Here is a 399-nt window from a genome sequence, read left to right on the forward strand (position 1 = left end):
TTCCAGCTCTTCCACAAAGCCCTTGCCTGATGCAGGCGGTGTGTCACGGCCATCCAGGAAGCAGTGTACATATACCTTGTCAAGTCCGTTTCGTTTGGCAAGTTCTAAAAGTCCGTAGATATGGGTATTGTGGCTGTGTACACCTCCGTCGGAGACGAGTCCCCATAAATGAAGGGCAGAATGATTCTTCTTACAGTTCTCCACAGCCTGTAAAAACTCAGGAACGTCAAAGAAATCGCCGTCCTGGATAGATTTTGTAATTCTTGTCAGTTCCTGATAAACGATGCGGCCGGCTCCCATGTTTAAATGGCCAACCTCGGAATTTCCCATCTGTCCGTCGGGAAGTCCAACGGCAAGACCGCTGGCATTACCCTTTACAAACGGGCACTGACTCATCAG

Annotated in this window: 1 protein-coding gene; it reads right to left on the reverse strand. The window is 49.4% G+C overall.

What is annotated here, in order from left to right:
* The coding region (locus NE664_15115) for a 2,3-bisphosphoglycerate-independent phosphoglycerate mutase (GenBank protein ID MCQ4727963.1) at window positions 1-399 on the reverse strand (399 nt) is incomplete at both ends.

The organism is Anaerotignum faecicola (assembly GCA_024460105.1).
Taxonomy (GTDB): domain Bacteria; phylum Bacillota; class Clostridia; order Lachnospirales; family Anaerotignaceae; genus JANFXS01.